General features: G+C 72.7%; 19 protein-coding genes. 10 read left to right on the top strand and 9 right to left on the bottom strand.

The window, feature by feature from the left end; translation table 11 throughout:
* Positions 1-42: 42 nt before the first annotated feature.
* The 5 genes from ACI2LY_RS29920 to ACI2LY_RS29940 all read right to left on the bottom strand — a co-directional run bounded on the left by ACI2LY_RS29920 (position 43) and on the right by ACI2LY_RS29940 (position 7,431).
* Complete coding sequence (locus tag ACI2LY_RS29920) at positions 43-1,593, bottom strand: APC family permease (RefSeq protein WP_404709838.1); 1,551 nt, start codon at positions 1,591-1,593, stop codon at positions 43-45.
* 61 nt (positions 1,594-1,654) lie between these two features.
* Positions 1,655-2,785: an aromatic ring-hydroxylating dioxygenase subunit alpha gene (locus tag ACI2LY_RS29925; RefSeq protein ID WP_404709839.1), complete on the bottom strand. Its 1,131-nt coding sequence runs from the start codon at positions 2,783-2,785 to the stop codon at positions 1,655-1,657.
* On the bottom strand, positions 2,782-3,951 hold the full coding sequence (gene solA, locus ACI2LY_RS29930) for an N-methyl-L-tryptophan oxidase (RefSeq protein WP_404709840.1): 1,170 nt from the start codon (positions 3,949-3,951) through the stop codon (positions 2,782-2,784). The genes ACI2LY_RS29925 and solA overlap by 4 nt, the downstream gene beginning before the upstream one ends.
* Positions 3,952-3,979: 28 nt before the next feature.
* The gene (locus ACI2LY_RS29935; protein ID WP_404709841.1) at positions 3,980-6,496 is read right to left on the bottom strand and encodes an FAD-dependent oxidoreductase; all 2,517 of its coding nucleotides are present in this window, start codon (positions 6,494-6,496) and stop codon (positions 3,980-3,982) included.
* Positions 6,497-6,687: 191 nt separating this feature from the next.
* On the bottom strand, positions 6,688-7,431 hold the full coding sequence (locus ACI2LY_RS29940; protein ID WP_393915528.1) for an IclR family transcriptional regulator: 744 nt from the start codon (positions 7,429-7,431) through the stop codon (positions 6,688-6,690).
* Between the two features lie 371 nt (positions 7,432-7,802).
* Between ACI2LY_RS29940 and ACI2LY_RS29945 the strand changes: the two genes are divergently transcribed.
* Together ACI2LY_RS29945 and ACI2LY_RS29950 are read left to right on the top strand one after the other, a co-directional pair.
* Positions 7,803-8,135, top strand: a complete 333-nt coding sequence (locus tag ACI2LY_RS29945) for a bifunctional 3-phenylpropionate/cinnamic acid dioxygenase ferredoxin subunit (RefSeq protein ID WP_404709842.1) — start codon at positions 7,803-7,805, stop codon at positions 8,133-8,135.
* Positions 8,136-8,166: 31 nt separating this feature from the next.
* Complete coding sequence (locus tag ACI2LY_RS29950; protein WP_404709843.1) at positions 8,167-9,339, top strand: NAD(P)/FAD-dependent oxidoreductase; 1,173 nt, start codon at positions 8,167-8,169, stop codon at positions 9,337-9,339.
* A 31-nt stretch (positions 9,340-9,370) separates the two neighbouring features.
* Here ACI2LY_RS29950 and ACI2LY_RS29955 read toward each other — a convergent pair whose 3' ends face one another.
* Positions 9,371-9,898 carry a hypothetical protein gene (locus ACI2LY_RS29955; protein WP_404709869.1) on the bottom strand — a complete coding sequence of 176 codons (528 nt, stop codon included), beginning with the start codon at positions 9,896-9,898 and terminating at the stop codon, positions 9,371-9,373.
* Between the two features lie 417 nt (positions 9,899-10,315).
* Between ACI2LY_RS29955 and ACI2LY_RS29960 the strand changes: the two genes are divergently transcribed.
* The 6 genes from ACI2LY_RS29960 to ACI2LY_RS29985 all read left to right on the top strand — a co-directional run bounded on the left by ACI2LY_RS29960 (position 10,316) and on the right by ACI2LY_RS29985 (position 18,707).
* A complete protein-coding gene (locus ACI2LY_RS29960) occupies positions 10,316-13,015 on the top strand; it encodes a nitrate- and nitrite sensing domain-containing protein (protein ID WP_404709844.1) in 2,700 nt (899 codons plus the stop codon).
* The gene (locus tag ACI2LY_RS29965; protein WP_389004511.1) at positions 13,012-13,446 is read left to right on the top strand and encodes a roadblock/LC7 domain-containing protein; all 435 of its coding nucleotides are present in this window, start codon (positions 13,012-13,014) and stop codon (positions 13,444-13,446) included. Before ACI2LY_RS29960 ends, ACI2LY_RS29965 begins: the two co-directional genes overlap by 4 nt.
* Before the next feature lie 10 nt (positions 13,447-13,456).
* Positions 13,457-13,852, top strand: coding sequence for a DUF742 domain-containing protein (locus ACI2LY_RS29970; RefSeq protein ID WP_389004510.1), 396 nt, complete (start codon positions 13,457-13,459; stop codon positions 13,850-13,852).
* 24 nt (positions 13,853-13,876) lie between these two features.
* Positions 13,877-17,524, top strand: a complete 3,648-nt coding sequence (locus ACI2LY_RS29975; protein WP_404709845.1) for a hydantoinase B/oxoprolinase family protein — start codon at positions 13,877-13,879, stop codon at positions 17,522-17,524.
* A complete protein-coding gene (locus tag ACI2LY_RS29980; RefSeq protein WP_393599828.1) occupies positions 17,502-18,110 on the top strand; it encodes an ATP/GTP-binding protein in 609 nt (202 codons plus the stop codon). The genes ACI2LY_RS29975 and ACI2LY_RS29980 overlap by 23 nt, the downstream gene beginning before the upstream one ends.
* A 63-nt stretch (positions 18,111-18,173) precedes the next feature.
* On the top strand, positions 18,174-18,707 hold the full coding sequence (locus tag ACI2LY_RS29985) for an NUDIX domain-containing protein (protein ID WP_404709846.1): 534 nt from the start codon (positions 18,174-18,176) through the stop codon (positions 18,705-18,707).
* Here the strand turns inward: ACI2LY_RS29985 and ACI2LY_RS29990 are convergent.
* The gene (locus ACI2LY_RS29990) at positions 18,701-21,043 is read right to left on the bottom strand and encodes a glycoside hydrolase family 31 protein (RefSeq protein ID WP_404709847.1); all 2,343 of its coding nucleotides are present in this window, start codon (positions 21,041-21,043) and stop codon (positions 18,701-18,703) included. The two genes, ACI2LY_RS29985 and ACI2LY_RS29990, sit on opposite strands and share 7 nt — an antisense overlap.
* Before the next feature lie 212 nt (positions 21,044-21,255).
* Between ACI2LY_RS29990 and ACI2LY_RS29995 the strand changes: the two genes are divergently transcribed.
* Both ACI2LY_RS29995 and ACI2LY_RS30000 read left to right on the top strand, forming a co-directional pair.
* A complete protein-coding gene (locus tag ACI2LY_RS29995) occupies positions 21,256-23,223 on the top strand; it encodes an acetoacetate--CoA ligase (protein WP_404709848.1) in 1,968 nt (655 codons plus the stop codon).
* Between the two features lie 75 nt (positions 23,224-23,298).
* Positions 23,299-24,192: a hypothetical protein gene (locus tag ACI2LY_RS30000; protein ID WP_404709849.1), complete on the top strand. Its 894-nt coding sequence runs from the start codon at positions 23,299-23,301 to the stop codon at positions 24,190-24,192.
* Positions 24,193-24,269: 77 nt separating this feature from the next.
* Here the strand turns inward: ACI2LY_RS30000 and ptsP are convergent, their stop codons facing one another.
* Positions 24,270-25,940: a phosphoenolpyruvate--protein phosphotransferase gene (ptsP, locus tag ACI2LY_RS30005; RefSeq protein ID WP_404709850.1), complete on the bottom strand. Its 1,671-nt coding sequence runs from the start codon at positions 25,938-25,940 to the stop codon at positions 24,270-24,272.
* 88 nt (positions 25,941-26,028) lie between these two features.
* Positions 26,029-26,478: a PTS glucose transporter subunit IIA gene (locus tag ACI2LY_RS30010; RefSeq protein ID WP_393915360.1), complete on the bottom strand. Its 450-nt coding sequence runs from the start codon at positions 26,476-26,478 to the stop codon at positions 26,029-26,031.
* Between the last annotated feature and the right edge of the window lie 419 nt (positions 26,479-26,897).

The raw sequence follows: 26,897 nt of genomic DNA on the forward strand, positions 1-26,897 counted from the left end.
CGGGCCGGTGGGGGCCGGTCGCGCAGTTCCCCGCGCCCCTGTTCAGTCGGACGTGGCGGCGGGCACAGGTGTCTCCAGCCGGTGTTCCGCCAGCACCCCCGTCCGGTGCCGCTGGATGAACCAGTAGTACGCGAAGCCGCCGCCCGCGATCACCGCGACGAACAGCACCGCGCCCCACCGCAGATACCAGTGGTAGGGCGCGCTCGCGTTGTACACCGCCGCGCGCGGCCAGATCAGGTTGACCGTCATCCCCGCGCCCCACACCACCGCGACCACGTTGACGACCAGCCCCCAGCGGCCCAGCGAGAACCGCCCCTCACCGGCCGGGGTCCACCGGCCGCGCAGCCGTGCCACCAGCATCGGCGCGGTCACGCCCAGGTAGGCCAGGTAGATCATGATGATGCCGATGCTGGTCACCACGGTGAAGATCTGCGGCTGGCGGATGTTGACCACCAGGATCGCCAGCGCCAGCACCCCGATCACCACCGCGGGCACCACCGGGGTCCGGAACCGCGGGCTCACCCGGGCCAGCACCGAGGAGGCGGGCAGGTTGTTGTCCCGTGCCATGGCGAACGCCAGCCGGATCGCCGCCGTGTGCACGGCCAGCGCGCACACCGTGACCGCGATCAGCACGCACCACAGCATCCCCTTGCCCGCCGTCGGACCGAGCACGTCCAGCACCACGTACTGGAGGCCGTCTGTGGAGAGCTTCTCGCCCTTGAGGCTGGAGACGCTCATCAGCGCCAGCAGCAGCACCAGACCGCCCAGCACGAAGGAGGCGATGATCGCCCGCAGGATGGCGCGGGGCGCGTTCCGGGACGGGTTCAGCGACTCCTCGCCGAGCGAGGCGGCCGTGTCGAAGCCGTACATCACGTACGCCGACGCCAGCGACGCCACCAGGAACGCGCCGAGATAACCGGAGCCGTGGCCCGCGCCCGTGCCGTTGGTCTCCAGCACGACCTGCGGGCCCCGGGTGATGTGGACGGCCAGCATGACGATCAGCACCACACTGGCGACCAGCTCGATGAACACCCCCGCGGTGTTGATCCGGGCCATCAGCTTCACCCCGAAGGCGTTGACCAGCGTGGTGAACAGGATCAACACCGTGGCCAGCACCACCGCGTTGGTCGCCACGTCGTAGGTGCCGGTGCCGTCCCCGACGAACTGGAAGGCGGACGAGATCTGCGGCAGCGTCAGCTGGTAGGCGAGCGCCACCGCCGCGATCGACACGATGGACGCGACCAGCATCATCCACCCGGCCAGCCAGCCCAGGTGCGGATTGCCTATCCGCTTCGACCAGTTGTAGACCGAGCCCGCCACCGGATGGCGGGCCGCCAGCTCCGCGAAACAGAGGGCCACCGCGAACTGGCCGACGAACACCATCGGCCACGACCACCAGTAGGCGGGGCCACCGCTGCCGTAGCCGAAGTAGAACAGCTGGAAGGTGCCGGTCAGGATCGAGATGTAGCTGATCCCGGCCGCGAAGGTGTGGAAGTTGCCCAGCGTGCGCTTGAGTTCGGGCCGGTACCCGAACTCCGCGAGTTCGCTGTCGTCGTGCCCGTGCGTACCTGACGGTGGTGCTGCCTTGGTCATCGGTGTGACTCCTGGGGGCAGGGGGAAACGGGGGCGGCCGTGTCCTACCCCGCTTCGGCCCTCACGGAGCCTGTTCGCCCAGCTTCTCCAGCAGCCACCCGTGGAACGCCCCGATGTGGTGCTCGGTCGGCACCAGCACCCCGCCCCCGCGATAGGCGCGCGAGGACATCGCGGGCTGGGTGCGCTCGCACGCCTCGAAGTCCTGGACGTTGACCCGGTGGAACAGCTCCGCCGACTTCGACACATCGGCCCCGGATGCCACCACCTCGGGCGCGTACAGCCAGTCGCACTCCACCACCGTGCGGTCCTCGGCCAGCGGGAACATGCGGTGCAGGATGACGTGGTCGGGGACGAGGTTGACGAAGACGTTGGGCCGGACCGTGATCGCGTAGTAGCGCCGGTCCTGCTCCTCGGCCACCTCCGGGAGCCGGCCGAATCCCGCGCTGCCGTCCACCGTGAACCCCTCCACGCCCGCGCCGAACTCCGCGCCGTGGCCCACGTAGTACTGGGCCGCGTAGCCGTCCGCGAACTCCGGGAGCACCTCGGTGAGTTCGGGGTGGATGGTGGCGCAGTGGTAGCACTCCATGAAGTTCTCGACGATCAGCTTCCAGTTGGCCCGCACGTCGTAGGTGATCCGTTTGCCGAGGGCCAGGTGCTCGGTGCCGTAGTGCTCGATGGCCGCCGGGTCGCCGAGGCGCTCCACGGCCGCGTGCTGGACGGTCTCCTCGAAGGAGGGCGGTGCGTCGGCCAGGCACACCCAGGCGTAGCCCAGCCATTCGCGCAGCGCGACCTTGATCAGCCCGTACCGGTCGCGGTCCACGTCCGGCATCTTCGTCAGGTTGGGCGCGGCGACCAGCTTGCCGTCGAGCCCGTACGTCCAGGCGTGGTACGGGCATTGCAGGCTGCGGCGGACCTCGCCGGACTCCTCGGTGCACAGCCGGGCACCCCGGTGGCGGCAGACGTTGAGGAAGGCCCGCAGCGTGCCGGTGCGGTCGCGGGTGACGAGCACGCTCTCCCGGCCGACCTGGACCGTACGGAACGCGCCGGGCCGGTCCAGGTCGGCGCCGCGCACGGCGCAGAACCACATCGACTCCAGCAGCGCCTCCTGCTCGCGCCGGAAGACCTCGGGGTCGGTGTAGTAGCGGCCGGGGAGGGTGGCGATCAGGCTGGGGGACACCGGGGTCGTCGTCATGGCTGGGCTCCTCGGGCGGCCGGGGCGGTGAGACGGGCGGGGTCGAACAGGCCGGTCGGGTGCGCGGTGGAACCCGTCAGCGCGAGGTCGGCCAGGATCTCGCCGACGACCGGCACGAACTTGAAGCCGTGCCCGGAGAAACCGCAGGCCACGGTGACCGACTCCGGGTGCGCGGGGTGCCGGGCGATCACGAAGTGCTCGTCCGGGGTGTTGGAGTACATGCAGGTGGCGGCCTTCAGGAAGGTGCCGGGCAGGTCCGGGATCAGCGCGGACATGTGGTCCGCCATGGCCCGGACCTCGTGCTCGTGCACGGTCCGGTCGATGGTCTCCGGCGTGGTGACCTGCCCCTTGCGGAAGAAGGCGACCTTGGCGCCCTTCTCGGGGCCGTCGATCGCGGGGAAGCCGTACACCTGGACGCCGTCCGCGTCCTCCCAGATGTAGACGGGATGACGCTCCGGCTCAAACGGCCCGGTGCCGCCCGTCGGCTGGAACCAGTACATGACCTGCCGTTCCACGGTGATCGGCACCCCGATGTCCGCGAGCAGCCGGGGCGCCCAGGCGCCGGGGCAGATCACCAGCTGCCCGGCGGTGTACGTGTTCTCGCCGGTGTGCACCCGCACCCCGTCCCGGTACGGCTCCCAGCGCACCACCGGTTCCTCGAAGCGCAGCTCCGCGCCCTGCCGGGTGGCCAGCTGGAGATGGGCGGCGACCATGTTCTCCGGGCGCAGCAGGCCCGCCTTCGCCTCGAACAGGGCGACCTCGTCGTCGGCCGGGGTGAGGGTGGGGAAGCGGCGGCGGATCTCCTTGGCGTCCAGCATCTCGTGGGGCAGGTCCCACTCGGTGGCCGAGCGCAGTGAGCCGGAGACGGTACGGGAGTCCGGTGGGCCGACCATCGCGCCGCCGCACAGGACGGCGACGTCCCGACCGGTGGCCCGCTCCAGTTCCTCGTACAGCTCGTAGGCCCTCAGCAGCAGGGGTACGTACGCCGGGTCCTCGAAGTAGGACTGCCGGGTGACGCGGGAACCGCCGTGGCTGGAGCCCCGGTCGTGCACAGGGCCGAACTTCTCCAGCCCGAGCACCCGGGCCCCGCGCGCGGAGAGGTGGTGGGCGGCGGCGCTGCCCATGCCGCCTAGCCCGATGACGATCACGTCGTAGGTGGGGGACACTTCTGCGGACCTCCTGGGGTGGGAGCGGTCAGCGGCGGATGCGGGTCATCTCCGGGTCGAACAGCGGCTCCTCGGCGACGGTCGCGGGGACCTTCTCGCCGAAGTACTCGATGTGCGTGCCGGTGCCGGGGGCGAGGCCCGCCGGGAGCCACGCGTAGGCGACGCACCGGCCCAGCGTGTAGCCGTAGGCCGCGCTGGTCACGTAGCCCGCCGTGGTGCCGTCCACCGACACCGGTTCTTTGCCGAGTACCACGGCGGCCGGGTCGTCCAGCAGCAGCGGGGTCAGGCGGCGGGTCGGCTCGGGGCGGTCGCGCAGGGCGTCCCGGCCGACGAAGTCGCCCTTGTCCATTCGGACGGCGAAGCCGACGCCCGCCTCGGCCGGGGTGTGCTCGGCGGTCATGTCGGTGCCCCAGGCGCGGTAGCCCTTCTCCAGCCGAAGCGAGTTGAACGCGGAGCGTCCGGCCGCGATCACCCCCAGCTCCCGGCCCGCCTCCCACAGCGTGTCCCAGAGGCGGAGGCCCAGGTCGGCGGTGGTGTACAGCTCCCAGCCCAGCTCGCCGACGTAGCTCAGCCGCATCGCGGTGACGGGGACATGCCCGAGGTGGGTTCGCTTGGCCCGGAAGTAGCCGAAGCCCTCGTGGGAGAAGTCGTCGGCGGTGAGCGGCTGGACGAGTGCGCGGGCCAGCGGTCCCCAGACGCCGATGCAGCAGGTGCCGGAGGTGATGTCCCGGATGTGTACTCCCCCACTCTCGGCTTCGCTCGAGCGGGAGGGGCCCCCTGCCGGGGCGTGCCGGAGGAGGTGGTCGAGGTCGGCGGGGGAGTTGGCGCCCACCTGGAAGTGGTCCTCGGCCAGCCGGGCCACGGTGAGGTCGGAGCGGATGCCCCCGGTCTCGTCCAGCAGGAGGGTGTAGGTGACAGCGCCGGGCTTCTTGCGGAGCTTGTTGGTGGTCATGCGGTCGAGGAAGTCCAGGGCGCCGGGGCCGGTCACCTCCAGGCGGCGCAGCGGGGTCATGTCGTAGAGGGCGACGCGCTCGCGGGTGGCGCGGGCTTCGGCGGCGGCGACGGGGGACCAGTGGCGGGCCGACCAGGGGTCGCGCTCGGGCAGGTCCACGCCGAGGGACGCCGCCAGCGGGGCGTTCGCCTCGTACCAGTGCGGGCGCTCCCAGCCGCCGCCCTCCAGGAAGTGGGCGCCGAGCCGTTCCTGCCGGGCGTGGAAGGGGCTGACGCGCAGCGGGCGTGGCCGCTCCAGCGGCTGGAGCGGATGGATGACGTCGTACACCTCGACGAACTGCTGTGAACCGCGTTCACGGACATACGCGGGTGAACGCTGCGCTTCCTCGAATCGCGTGACATCGCAGTCATGCACGTCGATCGACGGACGGCCGTCAACCATCCATTCGGCCACCGCCCGGGCCACACCCGCGGAGTGCGTGACCCACACCGCCTCGGCCAGCCAGAAACCGCGCAGTTCACGGGCCTCCCCGAGCAGCGGCATGCCGTCGGGGGTGAACGAGAAGACCCCGTTGAACCCGCTCTCCACCTCCGCTGCGCGCAACGCGGGCAGCAGCCGCTGGGCATCGGCCCAACTCGGCGCCCAGTCCTCCTCGGTGAAGGGATACGAGGACGGCATCTCCATGCCCCGTGCCCGCGCCCCGTCGTACGAGGGCACACCGAACGGGTCCACGGGCAGCGGCCGGTGCGCGTACGAGCCGATGCCGATCCGGTCGTGGTGCTCCCGGAAGTACAGGTCGGCGTCCTGGAAGCGGAGGATGGGCAGGGTCGCCTCGCGGGACGCCCCGCCCAGCGCGGGCAGCGGCCGGGTCCGCGCGTACTGGTGCGCCAGCGGCTGCAACGGCACGTCGATCCCGGCCATCCGGCCGATCACCGGCCCCCAGAAGCCCGCCGCCGAGACGACGTGGTCGGCGGGGAAGACGCCCCGGTCGGTGACGACACCGGTGACCCGGCCGTCCGCCCGCTCGATGCCGGTGACGGTGTGCCGGTCGAGGAACCGGGCACCCCGCGCGGCGGCCCGGTCGAGCTGGGCACGGCACGCGGGCAGGGCGCGGGCCAGCCCGTCGCCGGGGGTGTGGAAGCCGCCCAGCACCATCGACTCGTCCAGCAGCGGCCAGAGTTCCTTGCAGCGGGCGCCGCTCACCACCTCGCCGTCCACGCCCCAGGCGGCGGCGAGTCCGGCCCTGCGGTGCAGGTCGGCGAGGCGTTCGGGGGTGGTGGCCAGCTCCAGACCGCCGACCGGCTCGAAGCAGGGGGTGCCGTCGTGGCTGAGCGAGCCGAACTTCCCGACGGTGTACCGGGCGAACTCGGTCAGCGTCTTCGAGGGGCTGGTGCGGAAGACGAGCCCCGGCGCGTGGGAGGTGGAGCCGCCGGGGGCGGGCAGCGGGCCCTGTTCGAGGACGGTGACGTCCGTCCAGCCGCGGGCGGTCAGCTCGTCGGCGAGGGAACAGCCGACGATTCCGGCGCCGACGATGACGACGCGTGGGGAGTTCTCGGGGGACGGGTGCGTGCGTTCTTCGGGCGTGGCGGACATGCCCCTCCTTGTACGGGCGAGGACGGGGGACCGGGTGTCTCGGGCTGCCGTTGCGCAATGCACGATGTGTTGCGTGGTGAGGAACATAGTGAGAACGCGGCCGACGCACCGTCAAGAGGTGCGCGTCAACCCTTGGTAAACGAATCCGGGCCGCCGAAACCGCCCCGACACACGGCCGCCCGGCCCTTCCGTCAGAAGCCGTAGCCCATCCGCCGGGACAGCTCCTCGCCCGCCGCCACCATCCGCTTCGCCACCACCGACAGCCGCTCCGGGCCCAGCCGGTACACCGGACCGGACACGCTGATCGCCGCGATCACGTTGCCGTCGTGCGCCCGGATCGGCGCGGCGGCGGCCGCGAGGCCCAGCTCCAACTCGTCGGTGGTCAGGGCGTATCCCCGCGCCAGCACGGTCTCCAGCTCGGTCCGCAGCAGCGCGGCCCCGGTGACCGTGCGCTCGGTGAGCCGGGGCAGCGGCCGGGCGAGGAAGCCCTCGCGCAGGGTGAGCGGCATGTGCGCGAGCAGCACCTTGCCGCTGGAGGTGGCGTGCAGCGGGGTGCGCCTGCCGAGCCAGTTCTGCGCGGACACGGAGGCGGTGCCGCGGGCCTGCATGACATTGACGGCGGCGTCGTCGTCGAGCACCGCGATGTTCACGGTCTCGCCGAGTTCGTCGGCGGCCTCGCGGCAGACCGGCACGCCCTCCTGGGAGATGTCCAGCCGCCCCGCCGCCGCGCCCGCCAGGCGCAGCACCCCGGCCCCCAGGTAGTACTTGCCGCGGTCGCCGGTCTGGGTCACCAGGCCCCGGTTCTCCAGGACGCCGAGCAGCCGGAACGCCGTGGACTTGTGCACGTCCAGCTCGTCGGCGATCTCGGTGACGCCCGCCTCGCCGTGCCGGGCGAGGATCTCCAGCACGCTCACCGCGCGGTCCACCGACTGCACGGAACCAGCCGCGCCGCGACCTCTGCCGCGCTCCGTGGAATCGTCGTTCTCGCTGGTCGTCCCGCCGGGGTCGGCCCGCTTCTGCGTGCGGCTCATGGCTCGACTCTCCCCATCTGGCAGCCCGGTTCGGGCCGCATCTGCGGGAAGCCCTTGACGCGACGGTCGTCCCGCGCGGATTCTGTTGCGCACAGCGCCAGTTCGTGCGCCATGCGGAACATCATGTTACCGAAGAGTCCGTGTCCCGTAAGGGGTGCGGATCTTCTGGACCTGCCCGGTCCGCCTCGTGCCACACCCCGATCGTCACCCTCGTATCCCTGCCGTCTGCGCCTATCCGGTCCGGACCGAGCGTCCCGGACCGAGAGGGGGGACCCGTGATTCCCGTCTGCCGCCTCGAAGACCTTCCCGAGGGCGAGTCCGTCCGGATCGACACCGCCCCGCCGATCGCGGTGTTCCGCACCGACGACGGCTCCCTGTACGCCGTCGACGACACCTGCACCCACCAGGACGCCTCGCTCTCCGAGGGCTGGCTGGAGGGCTGTCTGATCGAATGCCCCCTGCACGCCGCCTCGTTCGACCTGCGCACCGGCACCCCGACCTGTCTCCCGGCCCGGAACGCCCTGCGCACCCACCTCGTCACCGTGGACGACGGCGTGATCCACGTCCAGGTCACGGTGCGCGAGGGAAGTGAAGGAACAGCCGCCTGAACGCGCCCCCGCGGACAAGGAGTCACCGCACATGAGGACCGTGACCATCGTCGGCGCCTCCCTCGCCGGGCTGTACGCGGCACGCGAGCTGCGCGCCCAGGGCTACGACGGCCGACTGGTCGTCGTCGGCGACGAACCGCACCCGCCCTACGACCGCCCGCCCCTCTCCAAGGACTTCCTCACCGGCCGGACGGACGAGGACCGACTCGCCCTGACGGACGCCGAGGAGACCGCCGAACTCGACGCCGAATGGCTGCTCGGCGTCCGCGCGCGCGGACTCGACACCCGGGCCCGCACCGTCCTGCTGGCGGACGGCCGCACCCTCACCACGGACGGGCTCGTCATCGCCACCGGCGCCACGGCCCGCCGCCTGCCCGGAGCCCCCGCCGACGTCCACACCCTGCGCACCCTGGAGGACGCCCGCGCCCTGCGCGCCCGGCTCACCGAGGGCCCACGACGGGTCGTCGTGATCGGCGGAGGCTTCATCGGCGCCGAGACCGCCGCGTCCTGCGCCGCCCTCGGCCATGACGTCACCGTGGTCGAAACCGCCCCGCTGCCGCTGCTGCCCCAGCTCGGCCCCGAGATGGCCGCCGTGTGCGCCACGCTGCACCACCGGGGCGGCGTACGGCTCCGCACCGGCACCGGGGTGACGAGCCTGCGGCGCACCGGGTCGGCCACGGCCGTGGAGCTGGCGGACGGCCACACCCTCACCGCCGACATCGTGATCACCGGCATCGGCGCCGTCCCGAACACCGCTTGGCTGGCGGGCTCGACGCTCGCCCTGGGCGACGGCGTGCTCTGCGACGAGGGATGCGCGACGGCGCTGCCCCAGGTGGTCGCGGTCGGCGATGTCGCCCGCGCCGGGGGCACCCGCGCCGAGCACTGGACCTCGGCCACCGAGCAGCCCCGCGTCGCCGTGACCAACCTGCTCGCCGGACGCACCGTCGCCACTTCGCGGCCGGTGCCCTACTTCTGGTCCGACCAGTACGGCTCCCGCATCCAGTTCGCGGGCCGGTACCGGGCCGGGGACACCGTCCGCGTCACCGAGGGCGAACTCCTCGACGAGGGCCCGGGCGAGGCGGGGTTCCTGGCCCGCTACGAACGCGACGGCCACACCGTCGCCGTACTCGCGGTGGACCGGCCCCGCCCCTTCACCCGCGCCCGGCGCGAACTCGGCAGCACCGCGGAGACCGCCACGAGGTGAGCGCCCCGGACCCGAGCGGGCCACCCGGACCTCAGGGGTGGGACAGCCGCTTCGCGCCGCCCCGCCTGGCTATCCGCGCCTGGACCCGCCGCTCGGCCCGCTCCCGCCGCCGCGCCGCCCGCCGCTCCCGGCGCAGCTGCCGGGCCGTGCTGCTGGGCTCGGAGACCACGCCGTACCGCTGGTTCCACACCTGGCGGGTCACCCATACGTCGACCACCGCCCAGGTCGCCACCACCGTGCTCGCCACGCTGCTGATCACCATGGGAAACGCCAGCCAGGACCCGGCCAGCGTGCACAGGAACGCCACCATCGCCTGGATCAGCGTCACCGCGATGATCAGCACCGCACGCACCGCGGCCGTACGCACCGGGTCCGCCATCCGGCGCTGCCGCGCGGGCTCCTCCACCCACAGCGGCCGGTACGCCGACTGCCGGTCGGCTCTCGCGCCACCCGGCGTGCGCGCCGGTATCCCGCGCTCCGGACCCACCTGGTCCGGAATCCGCGCCGGGCGCTCCGCCACGCTCACCTCGGGCGCATCGCGCCGCTCCGCCGTGCCCATCACCGTGTCACTCCCCACCGCCGGCACACCGCTCGCCCCGCGACCCGAAGGCCCCGGCTCCCCAGTGGCTGCCCGGCTTGCGCTGTTTTACGCGGCCGGGGTGAAGGATGCGGCTCCAATGGCCGATTCCGTCCCCGTCTCCCCATGTGAACGACGCACGAGGCGCCTCGAAGATTCCCGACTTGTGAAAATTTCCGGCCAACCGGTGTCCGTACTGTTTCGGCCCGCTTCCCCTGGACCCCTCCCCTCACGGCCGCAATCTCCCCCAATGCCCTGACAACTCGCCATCTCTCGTCCCTCACAAGGGAGTTCACGCATCAGACGCGCCTTCGAGTCACCTGCGAGGCGGTAGTAGGCTCGCGCCGTTCCGAGTCGGACACACGTGCCCCGACCGACGGGGTCCAGCTGGGGGAGGCCATGCGGTTTCGCGGGAAGTCGATCCGCCGGAAGATCGTGGCGCTGCTTCTCGTGCCGCTGGTGTCCCTGATCGTGGTCTGGGGCTTCGCCACCGTGCTCACGGGCAGCGAGGTCGCCCAACTGCTGCGCGTCTCACGCGCCGTGCGGGACGTCGGCCACCCCACCGAGGACACCGTCCGCGACCTCCAGCGCGAGCGCCGCCAGAGCCTCGTCTACCTCGCCGACCCGCGCGCCGCCGACGCCCTCGCCACGCTGCACCGCTCCCGCACCGCCACCGACCAGGCCGTCGCCGCCCTCCGCGCCAACGCCCGCGACCCGAAGACGCGGGACGCGGTCCGCGGCGAGGACGGCGAACGCCTCACCACCGCGCTCGACACCCTCGGCGGCCTCGAAGCGCTGCGCCGCAGCGTCGAGGAACGCACCATCACCCGCGCCGGGGCCCTCGACCTCTACAACCGGCTGGTCGACCCCTGCTACGCCCTGATCGCCGCGGTCGACGGCGTCGACGACGTGGAGATGGACAAGCAGGCCGGAGCCCTCGTCAACACCGGCCGCGCCCGCGAACTCCTCTCCCGCGAGGACGCCATCCTCGGCTCCGCGCTGGTGGTCGGGAGCCTCTCCCGCGAGGAGGCCCGCGAGATCTCCGACCTCGTCGCCCAGCGCACCCTGCTCTACGACGTCAGCCTCCCCCTGCTGCCCGCCCCGGAACGCGACCGGTACGCCGGTTACTGGCGCAACGCCGCCACCGCACCCCTGCGGACGGCGGAGCGCGACGTCATCGACACCGGCGCGGGCATCCCGCGCGGTGTCACCACCGCCAGCTGGCACGCCGTCGCCGGAGGCGTCCTCGAGGACCTCGGCACCATGGAGGACCAGGCCGGGGCCCGCTTCCGCGACCGGGTACGGCCCGTCACCTACGGTGTCATCGCCCAGGCCGCCGTCGCGGGCGTCCTCGGCCTCGGCGCCCTCCTCGTCTCCCTCGTGCTGTCCGTGCGCGTCGGCCGCCGCCTCATCCGCGACCTGAAGCGGCTGCGGATGGAGGCGCACGAGGCGTCCGCGGTACGGCTGCCCCACGTGATGCGCCGCCTCTCCGCGGGCGAACCGGTCGACGTGGAGAGCGAGGTGCCCCACCCCGAGTACGACCAGAACGAGATCGGCGAGGTCGGCCGCGCCCTCAACACCCTCCAGCGGGCCGCCGTCGAGGCCGCGGTGAAGCAGTCCGAACTGCGCGCCGGGGTCTCCGAGGTGTTCGTCAACCTCGCCCGCCGCAGCCAGGTGCTCCTGCACAAGCAGCTCACCCTGCTGGACACCATGGAACGCCGCACCGAGGACACCGACGAACTCGCCGACCTCTTCCGGCTGGACCACCTCACCACCCGCATGCGGCGGCACGCCGAGGGCCTGGTCATCCTCTCCGGCGCCGCACCCTCCCGGCAGTGGCGCCGCCCGGTACGCCTCATGGACGTCGTCCGCGCCTCCGTCGCCGAGGTGGAGGACTACGAGCGCGTCGAGGTACGGCGGCTGCCCCGCGAGGCCGTCATCGGCCCCGCCGTCTCCGACCTCACCCACCTCGTGGCCGAACTGCTGGAGAACGCCACCCTGTTCTCGCCCCCGCACACCCACGTCCAGGTGGTGGGCGAGCGGGTCGCCAACGGCTTCGCCCTGGAGATCCACGACCGCGGCCTCGGCATGACCGCCGAAGCGCTGCTCGACGCCAACCTCCGGCTCGCCGAGACCCCCGAGTTCGAGCTGTCCGACACCGATCGGCTCGGCCTGTTCGTGGTCAGCCGCCTCGCCCGCCGCCAGCACGTACGCGTCTCCCTCCAGCCCTCCCCGTACGGCGGCACCACCGCCGTCGTCCTCATCCCCGACGCGCTGCTCACCGACGACGCCCCCGACACCAACGGCATCGGCATCCGGCTCGGCGACCTGTCCAAGGAGACCCAGCGGAGCCGGGAACGCGGCACCGCCCGGCCCACGGAGCGCGACGACCCGGCCGAACTGGGCGCCACCCTGGACCGCCCCGCCCTCGACGCCCCCGCCGAGGAGTTCCCCAGCGTGCTGGCGGACGACGACAGCGAACTCGGCGGCATCTTCCGCGCCCGCAGCCTCGCCCCCGCCGACTTCCACGACCCGGCCGCGCTCATCCCGCCGCCCCGGCGCGAGCCGCCGAAACTGGTCAGCTCGCACGGCGAACCCGTCGCCTCGCCCGGCGAACCCGTCGGCGCCGAACCCGACGGCCCGCCCCCGCTGCCCACCCGCCGCCGCGGCGACTCCGGCAGGCGCCCCACGCCCCGGACCGCCCGCACCGCCACCGCGGAGCGGCCCGAGACCCCGCCCGTCGGCACCGACGCGCCGCCCCCGGAGCTGCCGCGCCGGACCCGGACCGGCCCGGACACCCCCGACCCGATCAGCGCGGCGGCCGCCCACCCAGCCGCCGCCCCCGCCGACCCGGCGCCCGACAACGCCACGCCGCTGCCCAAGCGCGTACGCCAGGCCAACCTGGCCCCGCAACTGCGGCGCGACCCCGACCGGCGTACCGAGAACACCTTCGAGCCCGCCGTTCGAGACGCCGACGAGGTCCGCTCCCGGATGGCCTCGCTCCAGCGCGGCTGGGAGCGCGGCCGCGAGGAGAACGCTGAGGGCGACCGAGCCCACAGCGGCACAGCACAAGGAACGACTGAGGGAGACGGTCGATGACCGCATCGAACGCGACCGGCCACACGGACACCAGGAAGAAGGAGCTGAACTGGCTCCTCGACGACCTGGTCGACCGGGTGGCCAGCATCCGCAAGGCCGTCGTCCTGTCCGGGGACGGCCTGGCCATGGGCGTGTCCACCGACCTGACCAGGGAGGACAGCGAACACCTGGCCGCCGTGGCGTCCGGCTTCCACAGCCTCGCCAAGGGCGTGGGCCGCCACTTCGAGGCGGGCAGCGTCCGCCAGACCGTCGTCGAGCTGGACGACGCCTTCCTCTTCGTGACCGCGGCCGGTGACGGCAGCTGCCTCGCCGTGTTCTCCGACGCCGACTCCGACGTCGGCCAGGTCGCCTACGAGATGACGCTCCTGGTCAAGCGGGTCGGCGTCCATCTGGGCAGCGCTCCGCGCAGCGACTCGCCCACGGGCGGGTAGTCGTCAAGACATGAGCGGAGAGGGTCAGAGAAGCGGCCACTGGTTCGACGACGAGGCGGGCCCCGTCGTCCGCCCGTACGCCATGACACGTGGCCGCACCACCGGCCCCGGACAGCACGTCCTCGACCTGATCGCGGTCGTCGTCACCGAACCGGACGCCGGCGACCCCGAGGAGGACCCGACGCTGGGCCCGGAGCATGTGGAGATCGTCGGGCTCTGCCGCGACGAACCGCAGTCGGTCGCCGAACTCGCCGCCGGACTCGATCTGCCCGTGGGCGTCGTACGCGTCCTGATCGGCGACCTCGTGGACGCCGAACTCGTCCATGTGACACGTCCGGTGCCCCCGGCCGAGCTGCCGGACGAGAGTATTCTGCGCGACGTGATCGACGGCCTCCGGGCGCTGTGACCAGCGCGGAAGCGGGGTAGTGACGTGACAGGCTGGGAGTTCTGGGTCGACCGGGGCGGCACCTTCACCGACATCGTCGCGCGCCGCCCCGACGGCGGCCTGCTCACCCGCAAGCTGCTCTCCGACAACCCCGCCCGGTACGCCGACGCGGCCGTGGCGGGCGTCCGCGCACTGCTGAGCGGCTCCCCGGAGCCCGTCGACGCGGTCCGGATGGGCACCACCGTCGCCACCAACGCGCTGCTGGAGCGCAAGGGCGAGCGCACCCTGCTGGTGATCACCCGCGGCTTCCGCGACGCCCTGCGGATCGCCTACCAGAACCGCCCGCACATCTTCGCCCGCCACATCGAGCTGCCCGAGCAGCTCTACGAGCGGGTGGTGGAGGTGGACGAGCGCCTCGCCGCCGACGGCACCGAACTGCGCGCCCCCGACCTCGACACGCTGGAGGGCGAGCTGCGACGGGCGTACGACGACGGCATCCGCGCGGTCGCCGTCGTCTGTCTGCACAGCCACCAGCACCCGGACCACGAGCGGGCCGTCGGTGAGCTGGCCGAGCGAGTCGGCTTCCCCCAGATCTCCCTGTCCAGCGAGGTCAGCCCGCTGATGAAGCTGATCCCGCGCGGGGACACCGCCGTGGTCGACGCCTATCTCTCGCCCGTCCTCCACCGCTACATCCGGCACGTCGCCGACGAACTGCGGGACGTACGGCTGATGTTCATGCAGTCCAACGGCGGGCTCACCGAGGCCAGGCAGTTCCGCGGCAAGGACGCCGTGCTGTCCGGGCCCGCCGGGGGCATCGTCGGCATGGCCCGCATGTCGGAACTGGCCGGGCATCACCGTGTCATCGGCTTCGACATGGGCGGCACCTCCACCGACGTCTCGCACTTCGCCGGGGAGTACGAGCGGGTCTTCACCAACCGGATCGCGGGCGTCCGGCTGCGCGCCCCCATGCTGGACATCCACACCGTCGCCGCGGGCGGTGGCTCCGTGCTCCACTTCGACGGCTCCCGCTACCGGGTCGGCCCCGACTCGGCCGGAGCCGACCCGGGCCCCGCCTGCTACCGCGCGGGCGGCCCGCTCACCGTCACCGACGCCAACGTCATGCTCGGCCGCATCCAACCCGCCCGCTTCCCGGCCGTGTTCGGCCCCGACGGCGACCAGCCGCTGGACGCCTCCGCCGTACGCGACGGCTTCGCCGCGCTCGCCCACGAGATCCACCGGGCCACCGGCGACGACCGCACCCCGGAGCAGGTCGCCGAGGGATACCTGCGCATCGCGGTCGCCAACATCGCGGGCGCGATCAAGCGGATCTCCGTCCAGCAGGGCCACGACGTCACCCGCTACGCCCTCACCACCTTCGGCGGCGCCGGTGGCCAGCACGCCTGCCGGGTCGCCGACGCCCTCGGTATCCGCACCGTGCTGGTGCCGCCCATGGCCGGAGTCCTCTCCGCGCTCGGCATCGGCCTGGCCGACACCACGGCGATGCGCGAGCAGTCCGCCGAGGCACCCCTGACCGACGCGGCCATGCCCGGCGTCCACGCGACCGCCGACGAACTGGAGGCGGCCGCCCGCGCCGAACTCCGCGCCGAGAACGTGCCCGAGGACCGCGTCCGCACCGTCCGCCGCGCCCAGCTCCGCTACGACGGCACCGACACCACGCTCACCGTCGAACTCACCGAACCCGACACCATGCGGCGCGCCTTCGAAGAACGCCACCGCGCCACCTACTCCTTCACCCTCGACCGCCACATCGTCGTCGAAGCCCTCTCCGTCGAAGCCACCGGCATCACCCCACCGCCCGACCTCTCCGCCCTCGCCCCCTACGAAGGCACCCCCGCCGCCCCCGACACCGTCCGCCTGCACACCGGCGGCGCCTGGCGCGACGTACCCCTGCACCGCCGGGAGGCCCTGCCGCCCGGCGACACCGTCACCGGCCCCGCGATCATCACCGAGTCCGGCACCACGACCGTCGTCGACGAGGGCTGGCGGGCGACCGCGAACGACGAAGGACAACTGGTGATGGAACGGACGGCCGTCACGGAGAGTTCCCGGCCCGACACGGACGTCGACCCGGTCCTGCTGGAGGTCTTCAACAACCTCTTCATGTCCGTCGCCGAACAGATGGGCGCCCGGCTGGAGTCCACCGCCCAGTCCGTCAACATCAAGGAACGCCTGGACTTCTCCTGCGCCCTCTTCGACCCCGACGGCAACCTGGTGGCCAACGCCCCGCACATCCCCGTCCACCTGGGCTCGATGGGCACCAGCGTCAAAGAGGTCGTCCGCCGCCGCGGCCCCGCCATGCGCCCCGGCGACACCTACGCCGTCAACGACCCGTACCACGGCGGCACCCACCTGCCCGACGTCACCGTGATCACCCCGGTGTTCGGCACCGGGCCCGGTGACCCCGAGATCCTCTTCCACGTCGCCTCCCGCGGCCACCACGCCGAGATCGGCGGCATCGCCCCCGGCTCCATGCCCGCCGACAGCCGCACCATCGAGGAGGAGGGCGTCCTCTTCGACAACTGTCTCCTCACCGAGGACGGCCGCCTCCGCGAGGAGGAGACCCGCCGCCTGCTCACCGACGCCCCGTACCCCTCTCGCAACGTCGCCACCAACCTCGCCGACCTGCGCGCCCAGATCGCCGCCAACCAGAAGGGCGCCGACGAACTGGGCCGCATGATCGAGGAGTTCGGCCTCGACGTCGTCCAGGCGTACATGCGGCACGTCCAGGACAACGCCGAGGAAGCGGTCCGCCGCGTCATCGACGCCCTGGACGACGGGGAGTACGCCTACGAGACCGACGCGGGCGCCGTCATCCGCGTCCAGGTACGCGTCGACCGGGCCGCGCGGCGCGCCACCATCAACTTCACCGGCACCTCCGCCCAGCTCGGCACCAACTTCAACGCCCCCACCGCCGTCGTCCACGCGGCCGTGCTGTACGTCTTCCGCACCCTCGTCGCCGACGACATCCCGCTCAACGACGGCTGCCTGCGTCCCCTCGACATCGTCGTACCCCCCGGCTCCATGCTCGCCCCCGAGCCGCCCGCCGCCATCGTCGCGGGCAATGTGGAGACCTCCCAGGCCCTCACCGGCGCCCTCTACGCCGCGCTCCGCGTCCAGGCCGAGGGCTCCGGCACGATGAACAACGTCACCTTCGGCAACGACGACCACCAGTACTACGAGACGATCGCCTCTGGTGCGGGTGCGGGCGACACCTTCCCCGGCGCCGACGTGGTGCAGACCCATATGACCAACTCGCGGCTCACCGACCCCGAGGTGCTGGAGTGGCGACTCCCCGTCCGCCTCGACGAGTTCGCGGTACGGCGGGGGAGCGGCGGCGCCGGACGGCAGCGCGGCGGCGACGGCGCGGTACGCCGCATCCGCTTCCTCGAACCCATGACGGTCTCCGCCCTCTCCCAACACCGCCGCGTCCCCCCGTACGGTATGGCGGGCGGCTCACCCGGCGCCCTCGGCGCCAACCGGGTCGAGCACGCCGACGGCACGGTCACCGACCTGGGCGCCAGCGGCTCGGCCGACGTCGCACCCGGCGACGTACTCGTCGTCGAAACCCCAGGTGGCGGCGGCTACGGCACCCCTTCCACCGACCCCGGCACCCCTTCCACCGACCCCCACCGAGCAGGAGAAGCGAGCGATGGTCTTCGAGCGACGAGCTGACCGCGGCAAGCCACCCGTCGAGCCCGTCACGCTCAAGATCCTGGTGGCCGGAGGGTTCGGCGTGGGCAAGACCACCATGGTCGGCGCGGTCAGCGAGATCCGGCCGCTGCGCACCGAGGAGGTGCTGACCGAGGCCGGCCGGCCCGTCGACGACACCGACGGCGTCGAGGGCAAGCGCACCACCACCGTGGCCATGGACTTCGGACGCATCACCCTCCGCGCCGACCTCGTGCTCTATCTCTTCGGCACACCCGGCCAGCAGCGCTTCTGGTTCATGTGGGACGAACTCTCCGAGGGCGCGCTCGGCGCCGTCGTCCTCGCCGACACCCGGCGCCTGGAGGACTGCTTCGCCGCTGTCGACTACTTCGAGCGGCGGTCGATCCCGTTCGTCGTCGGCGTCAACTGCTTCGAAGGAGCGGCCCGTTACCCGGTGGAGTCGGTCCGCAAAGCGCTCGACCTCGACCCGGACGTGCCGGTGCTGCTGACCGACGCCCGCGACCGGGAATCGGTCAAGACCGTGCTGATCGGCGTCGTCCAGCACGCCATGGAGCTGGCCGCCGAACGCCGCCGCGCCCTCGCCACCTGACCCGGAGGCCGAACCCCACCCGTACCACGCGACACACCCGCCCCGATCGGATACAGTCCGCGCGTGTCCGAGAATCAGCAGCCGACCGCCAACTCCGGCCCCGGCTCCCACTGTTCGAGCTGCGGAGCCGCCTACGGGGACGGCGTCTCCGGCTGGCCGCGCACCTGCCCCGCCTGCGGCACCACCGCCTACCGCAACCCGCTGCCGGTGGCCGTCGTGCTCCAGCCCGTGTACGACACCCACGGCGCCGCCCTGGTCGTCATCACCCGGACCGTCGCCCCCCAGCTCGGCGGCGTCGCCCTGCCGGGCGGCTTCATCGACGACCGCGAGGACTGGAAGCACGCCGCCGTCCGCGAACTGCGCGAGGAGACCGGCATCGAGGCCGAGGCCCGCGACCTGCGCCTGGTGGACGCCATGAGCTCGCCCGACGGCCATCTGCTGCTCTTCGGGCTCCTCCCGGAACGCCCGGCCGCCGACCTCCCGGCCTCCGCCGCCACCGACGAGACCGAGGGCTGGCACCTGCTGCGCGGCCCCGAGGAACTCGCCTTCCCGCTGCACACCCTGGCCGTCCGCGCCTGGTTCGAGGGCCGCTACTGACCTCGGGCGGCCCCGCCGAGCCCCCGCACCCGCACCGGCCGAGACGGCTCGGCGGCGCCGCCCTCCCACTCCCTGGTCACGACCACACGCGTGCCGTCCCAGCGGGTGACGTACCGCTCGACCTCCGGCACGGCCCAGCCGTCGCCCGCGTCCGGCACCACCACACCGCCCCCCGTCCGCCCCGGCGCGGGCGCCCACACCTCCAGCTCCAGAGCGCCGTCCGCACCCCGCACCGGAACGACGGCACCCGCGCGCGCGAGCACCGGGATACGCGCCCGCGGAGCGTCCACCAGCACCTGCCCCGGCCCCTCGTACGCCCGCTCCGTCACCGTGTCGTACCAGCGCCCCCGAGGCAGCCGCACCGCCCGCCGCTCGGTGCCGGGGTCCAGCACGGGCGCCACCAGCAGGCTGTCACCCAGCAGGAACGCGTCCTCGCAGTCCCGCAGCGCCCGGTCCTCCGGCGCCCCCCACCACAGCGGCCGCACCCAGGGCGTCCCCGTCCAGCGGCCCAGGTGCGCCAGCGTCACGAAGTACGGCAGCAGCCGACGCCGCTCCAGCAACGCCACGCGCGCGTGCTCCAGCACCCCCGAACCGAACTCCCACGGCTCCCGCCGCCCCGCACGCGCGCCCGTGCGCGTACGGAACAGCGGCAAATACGCGCCCAGCTGGAACCACCGCAGATACAGCTCCGGCGACGGATCACCACCGAGCCCGCCCACATCCGTCCCCGAGTACGCCACCCCGCACAGCCCCAGCCCGAGCACCCGCGACAGCGACGCCCTGAGCCCCGGCCAGCCCGCCCCCGCGTCCTGCGACCACACACCCCCGTACCGCTGCGACCCGGCCCAGCCGGACCGGGAGAGCACGAACGGCCGCTCCCCGGGCGCGAGTTCACGCAGCCCCTCGTACGCCGCCCGCGCCATGCACAGCGCGTCCACGTTGTGCGCCTCCCGATGGTCACCGCCCCGCCCCTCCAAGGCGTGCCGGGCCGAGCGCGGCAGTGACGGCTCCCCGAACCCGTCCCACGCGGACGGCTCATGGGCGCCGTGCCAGAAACCGGCGAACCCCTGCTCCAGCCGCTCCTCGTAGAGACCGCCCCACCACGCGCGTGCCCGCGCGTGCGTGAAGTCCGGGAACACCGACTCCCCGGCCCGCCCCTCACCCCGTACCGTCCGCCCCGACGCGTCCCGCACGAACGCGTCCACGGCCGAACCGCCCTCGTACACCACGTCCTCCGGCACCACCCGCACCGCCGCGTCGACGGCCGACACCAGCCGCACCCCGTCCCGGCGCAACTCCTCCGCGAGCCCACGCAACTTGGGGAAACGGTCCTGGTCGACGCTGAACGCCCGCCCCTCGTCGTGGTGCCCGGCGTCCAACTGCACGGCGGCCAGCGGCAGATCGCGCTCCCGGTACCCCGCGACGACCTCGCGCACCTCCTGCTCGTCCGCGAAGTCCCGCGCGTGCTGGTGCCCCAGCGCCCACGCGGGCGGCAGCGCGGGCGCGCCGGTCAGCGCCACCCAGGCGTTGAGCACGCGCGCGGGAGTGCCCACGACCACCCAGCAGCGCAGCGGACCCCCGTCCATCCGCACCTCGCAGCGCCCGGCCCGGTCGTGCCCGGAACCGGCACCCTCCTCGCCCTCCCGCAGCACCACCGTCCCGTCCCACGTGGTGTCGTGGAACACCAGATGCGCCGAGGCGTCCGCCACCACCAGCTGCACCGGCACGGCCACCGGCACCGCCCCGTCCCACAGCCGGTACGCGCCGTCCCGCAGCCGGGGCCCCGACGTCCGCCCGCCCAGCCCGAAGAACCGCGCGTCAGCGGCCACCTCGGCCCGCTGCGTCCAGCGCGCCGCACCCCCGTCCACCGGCTCCCACCAGCGCGGCGGCAGCTCCCGGCGCAGCACGAGACCACCGGGCGTGCACACCTCCACCGCCCCGTGCCGGGAGACCACCACCGTCAGCCGCTCGGCCACCACCCGCCAGCCGCCGTCCTTGTCCGGCTCCAGCACCGCCCGCGGATCGACCTCGGGCGGACCACCGGCCAGCGCGTACGACGGCTCGGGCATCGCCCCGTCCCAGCCGAGGAACACCGCCCCGCCGACCGCCACCACGATCCGCAGCTCCGAGCGCGCGAACCGGATCACCCCACCACCGGGCTCCGGCTCCGCGCCGAGCACCTGACCAGGCACCCGCGCCCGCTCCGCGCCCCTCGGCGGCAGCCCCACGGCGTCACTGCGCCTGCGGTGCCAGGCCGCCCGCACCACCCGTATCCCTCGCGCGGCGCGCCCCGCGCCGACCCCGCCCCACGAACGCACCAGGTCACGACCGTTCATGCTGCTCACCCTGTCACCGTGCGCGCCACGCGCGTGTGCCGTTCAACTGCCGTTCACCGTGGTGGGACCACATCGTTGACACGCGCACCATGTGGGGGCGTGCCCTGGTGCCGAAGTCGATCACATGGCATCGTCCCTGTCAGCCCTGTCCCGCGCACCCACCAGGCCGTGCGCGGACGACGCAACGACGCGTACAGTCCGGGAGCCGCATCATGTCCACCGCGCATCCGCAGCCGCTCTGGCAGCCCACCGACGAGCGGATCGCCCGTGCCCGCATCACCCGGTTCCAGACCTGGGCCGCCGAGCACCACGGCGCTCCGGCCGAGGGCGGCTACCCGGCCCTGCACCAGTGGTCCGTCGCCGAACCGGAGGACTTCTGGACGGCCGTGACCCGGTGGTTCGACGTCCGCTTCTCGACGCCCCCCGCGCGCGTGCTCGGCGACCGCGCCATGCCCGGCGCCGCATGGTTCCCCGGCGCCACCCTCAACTACGCCGAGCACGCCCTGCGTGCCGCCGACGACCGGGCCGACGAACCCGCGCTGCTGTACGTCGACGAGACCCACGAGCCCCGCCCGGTGACCTGGGCCGAACTGCGCCGCCAGGTCGGCGCGCTCGCCGCCCGCCTCCGCGACCTCGGCGTACACCCCGGCGACCGGGTCAGCGGCTACCTGCCCAACATCCCCGAAGCCGTCGTCGCCCTGCTCGCCACCGCGGCCGTCGGCGCCGTCTGGACCTCCTGCGCCCCCGACTTCGGCGCCCGCAGCGTCCTGGACCGCTTCCAGCAGGTCGAGCCCGTCGTCCTGTTCACCGTCGACGGCTACCGCTACGGCGGCAAGGAGCACGACCGCCACGACACCGTCGCCGAACTCCGCCGCGAACTGCCCACCCTGCGCGCGGTCGTGCACATCCCCCTGCTCGGCACCGAGGCCCCCGAGGGCGCCCTGGACTGGGCGGAGCTGACCGCCGGGGACACCGAACCGGTCTACGAACAGGTCCCGTTCGACCACCCGCTGTGGGTGCTGTACTCCTCCGGCACGACCGGCCTGCCCAAGGCCATCGTCCAGTCCCAGGGCGGCATCCTCGTCGAACACCTCAAACAGCTCGGCCTGCACTGCGACCTGGGCCCGGAGGACCGTTTCTTCTGGTACACCTCGACCGGCTGGATGATGTGGAACTTCCTCGTCTCCGGCCTGCTCACCGGCACGACGATCGTCCTGTACGACGGCAGCCCCGGCTACCCCGACACCGGTGCCCAGTGGCGCGTCGCCGAACGCACCGGCACCACCCTCTACGGCACCTCGGCCGCCTATGTCATGGCCTGCCGCAAGGCGGGCGTCCACCCGGCCCGCGACTTCGACCTCGCAGCCGTCCAGTGCGTCGCCACCACCGGCTCCCCGCTGCCCCCGGACGGCTTCCGCTGGCTGCACGACGAGGTCCGCGACGACCTGTGGATCGCCTCCGTCAGCGGTGGCACCGACGTCTGCTCCTGCTTCGCCGGAGCCGTGCCCACCCTGCCCGTCTACACCGGCGAACTCCAGGCCCCCGGCCTCGGCACCGACCTCCAGTCCTGGGACCCCAGCGGCAAGCCACTGGTGGACGAGGTGGGCGAGCTGGTCGTCACCAACCCCATGCCCTCCATGCCGATCCGCTTCTGGAACGACCCCGACGGCAGCCGCTACCGCGAGAGCTACTTCGACACCTACCCCGGCGTGTGGCGGCACGGCGACTGGATCACCGTCACCTCCCGCGGCTCGGTGATCATCCACGGCCGCTCCGACTCCACCCTCAACCGGCAGGGCGTCCGCATGGGCTCCGCCGACATCTACGAGGTCGTCGAGCGCCTCCCGGAGATCAAGGAATCCCTGGTCATCGGCATCGAACAGCCCGACGGCGGCTACTGGATGCCCCTCTTCGTCCACCTCGCCCCCGGCGCGGTCCTGGACGACTCCCTCCGGGACCGCGTCAAGAAGTCCATCCGCGAGCAGCTCTCACCCCGGCACATCCCGGACGAGATCATCGAGGTCCCCGGCGTCCCGCACACCCTCACCGGCAAGCGCATCGAGGTCCCGGTCAAACGCCTCCTCCAGGGCACCCCGCTGGAGAAGGCGGTCAACCCCGGCTCCATCGACGACCTGACCCTGCTCGACTTCTACGAGCGCCTGGCCCGCGACCGCGCCTGACCCCAGCCCCGTTGTCAGTCCCCCCGGTTACCGTGAGTGAGCATTGATCGACACCACGCAAACCGGGGGAACACCATGGCACACACCGACCACCAGACCATGCGACGCGTTCTGCGCCGCGAGATCGCGGGCACCGTCGGCCTGCTCACCGACGAACACGACTTCCACGCCATGCGGCGCTACCGCAGCTTCACCTTCGACGACCACACCACCTACCTGCGCCAGATGGAAGCCGTCCTCAAATCCCGCGTGGCCCAGGGCAGCCACACCGCCCTCGCCCTCTTCGACCCCGACGAGTACGAGGAGTTCTGCACCGCCACCGGCATCGACCCCGAAGCCCCCGCCAGCCGCAGCCGCTTCACCGCCGAACTCGCGGCCCTCGGCCCCACCATCCCCTACGAGGGCGAACCCCTCACCGCACTCCTGCCCGCCCTCGTCGGCGAAGCCGTCCGCCAGGCCACCTGGGAGTACGCCACCACCCTCCTGACCCGCCTCGGCCCCTGCGCCACCTGCGGCGAGGACATCGGCCGCGCCGCCTTCATCCGCGCCTCCGCCCTCCTCGCCCGCGTCCTGGAAACCGCGCCACCCGGCGCCCAGCACCTCGTCTGCAGCGTCGCCGGACCACCCGACACCCTCGTCGCCGTCCTCCACGCCGACGCCGACACCCACGGCACCGCCGAACCGGACCAGGCCGAAGCACTCGAGTTCACCAGCGTCCTCGCCCTCGGCCTCGCCACCCACAGCCCCGGCGGCCTCGTCATCCGCGTCACCGCACCGGACCGCCCCGACCGCGTCCACGGCTGGCGCCTGCGCGCCGGACACCTCCAGCCGCTCACCGCGGCCGAGGTCTTCGACGCCTACTGCACCGACATCGACACCGGCGACCTCATCGCCCCCGAATCAGGCGTCGACTACCGCGCCGCCCCCGACCTCACGGACGACCCCCTGGACCGGGGCCACCACCACTGAAAACGCGCCAGGGGCGCCCCACCCGAAGGATGGGACGCCCCTGACCAGCACGAACGCCTACGTCCGCGCGACACCGGCTACTCGCCGGACAGCACCGCCTGAGCCGCCGCCCGCGCCTCGTCGGCACTGTCCGCGGTACGCGCCGCCGCCGCGGCCCGCTCGCACTGCGCCAGCGTGTGCTTCGCCAGCGTCGCCCGCACATAGGGGATCGACGCCGCACCCATCGACAAGGAGGTGACACCCAGACCCGTCAGCACACACGCCAGCACCGGGTCGGACGCGGCCTCACCGCACACCCCGCAGCTCTTGCCCTCGGCCTTCGCCGCCTCGGCGGACAGCGCGACCAGGTCGAGCAGCGCGGGCTGCCACGGGTCCTGGAGCCGCGACACCGCACCCACCTGGCGGTCCGCCGCGAACGTGTACTGCGCGAGGTCATTGGTACCCAGCGACAGGAACTCGACCTCCCGCAGGATCGAACGCGCCCGCAGCGCCGCCGACGGGATCTCCACCATCGCGCCGTACTTCGCCCGCAGCCCCGCCTCCCGGCAGGCGTCCGCGAACGCCTTGGCGTCGGCACGGTCCGCCACCATGGGGGCCATGACCTCCAGGTGGACCGGCAGCCCCTCGGCCGCCTTCGCCAGCGCGGTCAGCTGCGTGCGCAGCACCTCCGGGTGATCGAGCAGCGTCCGCAGACCCCGCACACCGAGCGCCGGGTTCGGCTCGTCCGCGGGCGTCAGGAAGTCCAGCGGCTTGTCCGCCCCCGCGTCCAGCACCCGCACCACGACCCGGCCCTCGGGGAACGCCTCCAGCACCTGCCGGTAGGCCGTCACCTGCTTCTCCTCGGACGGCGCGTTCTTGCTGTCGTCCAGGAACAGGAACTCGGTACGGAACAGCCCCACACCCTCGGCCCCGACCTCCAGCGCGGCCGGTACGTCCGCCGGACCGCCGATGTTGGCCAGCAGCGGCACCTTGTGCCCGTCCGCCGTCACACCGGGACCGCTCGACGCGGCCAGCGCGGCCTTCCGCTCGGCGGCGGCCGACTCCAGCCGGGCCGCCGTCTCCTCGGTCGGGTTCACGAAGATGTCGCCCGAGCTGCCGTCGACCGCGATCACCGTGCCCTCGGCCAGCTCACCCGCGCCCGGCAACGCGACCACGGCCGGCACCCCGAGCGCCCGCGCCAGGATGGCGCTGTGGCTGGTCGGCCCGCCCTCCTCGGTCACGAAGCCGAGCACCAGAGTCGGGTCGAGCAGCGCGGTGTCGGCCGGAGCCAGATCACGGGCCACCAGTACATAGGGATGGTCGCTGTCCGGCACACCCGGCATCGGCACACCCAGCAGCCGCGCCACGATGCGGTTCCGCACGTCGTCCAGGTCGGCCACCCGCCCGGCCAGGTACTCACCGGCGTTAGCCAGCAGCTCGCGGTAGGCCGCGAACGCGTCGTACACCGCGCGCTCCGCGGTGCTGCCCACGGCGATCCGCCGCTCCACGTCGGCCATCAGCTCGGGGTCCTGGGCCATCAGGGCCTGGGCCTCCAGCACGTCCTGCGCCTCGCCCCCCGCCAGGTTGCCGCGTGCCGTCAGGTCGGCGGCCACGGCGTCCACGGCCTGCCGGGCGCGACCCTGCTCGCGCTCCGCGTCCTGCGCCGGGATCTGCTTGGCCGGCGGTTCGAGCACCGCCGTACCCATGTGCCTGACCTCGCCGATCGCCACACCGTGGCTCACACCGACGCCTCGCAGCGTTGTCTCCATCTCACCGTCTCCGCTAATGCGGCGGCCCCCGCCGCCGCGTTGGTTGTCGTACATGCCGTCGGACGGCCGTGCCGTCAGGACAAGGAGATCAGGACCAGGAGAAGAGACTGTCGCCGGTCTTCACGTCACCGGTCTCGCGCAGCTCGGCGAGGGACTCGGAGGTGGCCTCGAGCGCGACGACGGGACAGATGGGGGACTTGCCCGCGGTCTCGACGGCCGCGGGGTCCCAGCGCACGACGGCCTGTCCGCGCGCCACGGTGTCCCCCTTGTTCACGAGCAGCTCGAAGCCTTCGCCGTTGAGCTGGACCGTGTCGATGCCCAGGTGGACCAGCACGCCGTGTCCGCTCTCGTCGACCACCACGAAGGCGTGCGGGTGAAGGGAGACGACGACGCCGTCCACGGGGGACACGACCTCGGAGGGCTCACGCACGGGGTCGATCGCGGTACCAGGGCCGACCATGGCCCCGGAGAAGACCGGATCGGGCACGTTGGCCAGTCCGATGGCGCGTCCGGCGAGCGGGGACGTCACGGTGGTCATGGGAAGCCTCCCAAAGAGTGGGGTGGTGGCGGTTCCTCAGAGAAGTTAGCAGCTAGTGGTCTAGACCACCAACCTCGGGGGTTTGCGTCATCGCCAGAACTTGTGTACAGTCATCGTCCTGCCTGAGACCGGGCGGCGCGACAGCGCGCTCAACCTCGGCAGCACCCAAACTCGTCAGATCCTATCTCGGGATCAGTTCTCGCATGCTTGCGATCGACTGGTCAGGGACACGGAAAAACCCTGATAGAGTTTGGATCGCCGAAAGGGAAACACCGAAGCGGAAACGCCGAAGTGAGAGCCTAGAAAGCACCGAGGAAATCGGAGCGGAAACGGTCTGATAGAGTCGGAAACACCGAAGGGAAGCCCGGAGGAAAGCCCGAGAGGGTGAGTACAAAGGAAGCGACCGTTCCTTGAGAACT

Source organism: Streptomyces sp. NPDC002176, from assembly GCF_044903645.1.
In the GTDB taxonomy this organism is placed as follows: Bacteria; Actinomycetota; Actinomycetes; order Streptomycetales; family Streptomycetaceae; genus Streptomyces.

What these genes read in the sequence shown, in the direction of transcription:
- ACI2LY_RS29955 (WP_404709869.1), bottom strand. Translation starts at nt 9,898, where the DNA reads ATGGGCACGGCGGAGCGGCGCGATGCGCCCGAGGTGAGCGTGGCGGAG.
- ACI2LY_RS29925 (WP_404709839.1), bottom strand. Translation starts at nt 2,785, where the DNA reads ATGACGACGACCCCGGTGTCCCCCAGCCTGATCGCCACCCTCCCCGGC.
- ACI2LY_RS29970 (WP_389004510.1), top strand. Translation starts at nt 13,457, where the DNA reads ATGAGCGGAGAGGGTCAGAGAAGCGGCCACTGGTTCGACGACGAGGCG.
- ACI2LY_RS30010 (WP_393915360.1), bottom strand. Translation starts at nt 26,478, where the DNA reads ATGACCACCGTGACGTCCCCGCTCGCCGGACGCGCCATCGGACTGGCC.
- ACI2LY_RS29965 (WP_389004511.1), top strand. Translation starts at nt 13,012, where the DNA reads ATGACCGCATCGAACGCGACCGGCCACACGGACACCAGGAAGAAGGAG.
- ACI2LY_RS29960 (WP_404709844.1), top strand. Translation starts at nt 10,316, where the DNA reads ATGCGGTTTCGCGGGAAGTCGATCCGCCGGAAGATCGTGGCGCTGCTT.
- ACI2LY_RS30000 (WP_404709849.1), top strand. Translation starts at nt 23,299, where the DNA reads ATGGCACACACCGACCACCAGACCATGCGACGCGTTCTGCGCCGCGAG.
- ACI2LY_RS29995 (WP_404709848.1), top strand. Translation starts at nt 21,256, where the DNA reads ATGTCCACCGCGCATCCGCAGCCGCTCTGGCAGCCCACCGACGAGCGG.
- ACI2LY_RS29980 (WP_393599828.1), top strand. Translation starts at nt 17,502, where the DNA reads ATGGTCTTCGAGCGACGAGCTGACCGCGGCAAGCCACCCGTCGAGCCC.
- ACI2LY_RS29935 (WP_404709841.1), bottom strand. Translation starts at nt 6,496, where the DNA reads ATGTCCGCCACGCCCGAAGAACGCACGCACCCGTCCCCCGAGAACTCC.
- ACI2LY_RS29990 (WP_404709847.1), bottom strand. Translation starts at nt 21,043, where the DNA reads ATGAACGGTCGTGACCTGGTGCGTTCGTGGGGCGGGGTCGGCGCGGGG.
- ACI2LY_RS29920 (WP_404709838.1), bottom strand. Translation starts at nt 1,593, where the DNA reads ATGACCAAGGCAGCACCACCGTCAGGTACGCACGGGCACGACGACAGC.
- ACI2LY_RS29950 (WP_404709843.1), top strand. Translation starts at nt 8,167, where the DNA reads ATGAGGACCGTGACCATCGTCGGCGCCTCCCTCGCCGGGCTGTACGCG.
- ptsP (WP_404709850.1), bottom strand. Translation starts at nt 25,940, where the DNA reads ATGGAGACAACGCTGCGAGGCGTCGGTGTGAGCCACGGTGTGGCGATC.